Annotated in this window: 3 protein-coding genes; all 3 read right to left on the bottom strand. The window is 59.6% G+C overall.

Going from position 1 to position 2,403, the window contains the following annotated elements:
* A partial coding sequence (locus tag EOL86_13785; GenBank protein ID NCD26645.1) for a tetratricopeptide repeat protein occupies positions 1-669 on the bottom strand: 669 nt, incomplete at its 3' end.
* A gap of 18 nt (positions 670-687) precedes the next feature.
* Positions 688-1,824, bottom strand: a complete 1,137-nt coding sequence (locus EOL86_13780; GenBank protein ID NCD26644.1) for a carbamoyl-phosphate synthase small subunit — start codon at positions 1,822-1,824, stop codon at positions 688-690.
* A partial coding sequence (locus EOL86_13775; protein ID NCD26643.1) for a 3-deoxy-manno-octulosonate cytidylyltransferase occupies positions 1,821-2,403 on the bottom strand: 583 nt, incomplete at its 5' end. The genes EOL86_13780 and EOL86_13775, both read right to left, overlap by 4 nt.

The following is a 2,403-nucleotide window of genomic DNA, read 5'->3' as shown; positions in this document are numbered from 1 at the left end:
GTTGAAATAGATGTATTCATTGCGGCCGGAGCGTTCCAGGGCCTGGATGTAGAATTTTTCCGCGTCTTCCAGGTGGCCGGATTTGCGCAGGGCCATGCCTAGTTTGTTGAAGACGTTGGCGGAGTCCGGACTGTCCGCGTAGGCGGCCTTGAGGTGGGTCAGGGCGTCCTCGTATTGTCCAAATTCCATGTACATGTCGGCCATGGCCAGCTTGAGATCGTTGTCGTGCGGCGCGGCATCGATGAGTTTGTTGATGATCTGGCGGGCTTTGTCGGGTTCATCGGCCTGGAGGAGTTCCCGGGCCAGGGCGATTTGCTTGCGTTTGTATTCTTCCAGGGCGGCGATATGGGCGTTGGCCTCTTCGGTCAGATTTTCCTGAAGAAAAGCGAACAGGTTGGACAACCCGGCAAGAAATTCCCGTTCCTCGCCGGGCGTGTAGGTGATTTGGAGCGGATAGATTTTTTGAAGGCCGCGGTCATTGGCCAGCAAATACGCCGCTTTGTCCAGGGCTTCGGTGAAGGCCTGTTGTTCGTGTTTCATCAGCTGCGACTTGAGCACGAAACCGACGGCGTCATGGATGTTGGCCACCGCGGCTAGGAGCTTGCCTTGTTTGAGCAGCATGTGCACTTCGCCAAGTTGTTTTTTTGCCTTGAGGATATCCGCGGACATAGCTGCTCCAGGGTAAGATTATTGGACCTGACCAGTTTCCAGCATGCGCCGGAATCGACCAAAGAAGTACTGGCTGTCATGCGGGCCGGGGCCTGCTTCCGGATGATGCTGGACACTAAAAATAGGTTTGGTCCGGTGCCGGAAGCCTTCCAGGGTGTTGTCGTTGAGATTGACGTGGGTCTGTTCTAAAAAGGGCAGGCTGGAAATGTCCACGCAGAATCCGTGATTTTGCGAGGAAATTTCAATTTTGCGGGTGATGTCGTCACGAACCGGATGGTTGATGCCGTGATGCCCGAACTTGAGTTTGAAGCTGGTTCCGCCCAGGGCGATGCCCAAGAGCTGGTGCCCGAGGCAGATACCGCCCACGGGGTAAGCTTCGCAGAGCTCTTTGATGATGGCGATGGCTCCGGTCAATGTGGCCGGATCTCCGGGGCCGTTGGAGAGGAAGACGCCGTGTGGCGCCAGTTTTTTGACATATTCAGCCGGAAACTGCGGTGGCACGACCAACATGGTCAGATTCTCGGCGGCCAGCAGGCGCAGGATGTTCCATTTGATCCCATAGTCATAGACCACGACCCGGAGGCGGTCCGCGTCCTTGTCGGGCCACACGGGCAGGTCGCCGTCCATGCGGGCGGGTTTGGGCCCTTCGGCGGTCCAGATGTAGGGCTCCTTGGGCGCGACGAAATCGACCAGGTTGGCGCCTTCCATGGAGGGCAGGGCCTTGGCCTTGGCGGCCAGCTCCTCGGGCGAGATGTTCGCGGTGGAAATCATGCCGCGCATGGCGCCATGGATGCGCAGATGGCGGGTCAGGGCGCGGGTGTCGATGCCTTCCAACCCCATGATGCCGTGTCGGACCAGATAGTCGGGCAGGCTTTCCGTGGCCCGCCAGTTCGACGGTTTTTTACAGCATTCCTTGACGATGAAGGCCGGGCAATGCACCCGGGCCGATTCCACGTCGTCCAGATTGACGCCGTAATTCCCGATCAGGGGATAGGTCATGCAGACCATCTGGCCATAATAGGATGGGTCGGTCAGGATTTCCTGATACCCGGACATGCCGGTGTTGAAGATGACTTCGCCGCCGGCTTCGCCCTGGCCGGTAAAGGACTGGCCGGCAAACCAGGTGCCGTCCTCCAGGGCAAGTAGTGCTTTCATATATGTTCTCCTCGCATGAGTTCGCAAATTGTGGGCAGATCTTCGGGCCGGTCCACGCCATGACTTTGGCGGGTTGTGATGGCCACGTGGATGGGGATGTCGGCTTCGAGCAGGCGGAGCTGTTCCAGCTTTTCCAGCCGCTCCAGCGGACTTTCGCCTAAAGCGCTGAATTTTTCAAGAACGGGAAAGCGGAAGGCGTAGAGGCCGATGTGGCCGATATGGCTGGGAGATGTGTCGCGGCCAAAGGGAATGGGACTGCGCGAAAAATACAGGGCCCGTCCCGAGGCGGCGCGCGCGATTTTGACCCTGTCCGGCGAGGCGGCCTCCTCGGGGCTGATTTTGTGCCCAAGGGTGGTGACCTGCACGGCCGGATCGTCGAAGGGGGTGATCAACTCCGTGAGCATGGCCGGGTCGAGGGCCGGTTCGTCGCCCTGGACATTGACCACCACCGTGTCGGCTGTCGTCTCGAGCAGGCGCGCGGCCTCCAGGACGCGGTCCGTGCCGCTGGGATGATCCGGGCTGGTCATGACCACGGGCACGTCCAGTTCCTTGGCCTTGGCGTGGATGCGCTCGTCGTCC

This window comes from Deltaproteobacteria bacterium, from assembly GCA_009930495.1.
Classification (GTDB): Bacteria; Desulfobacterota; Desulfovibrionia; order Desulfovibrionales; family Desulfomicrobiaceae; genus Desulfomicrobium.
The sequence above is the reverse complement of the archived record's forward strand: the minus strand, read 5'-3'. Positions and strand labels throughout refer to the sequence as shown.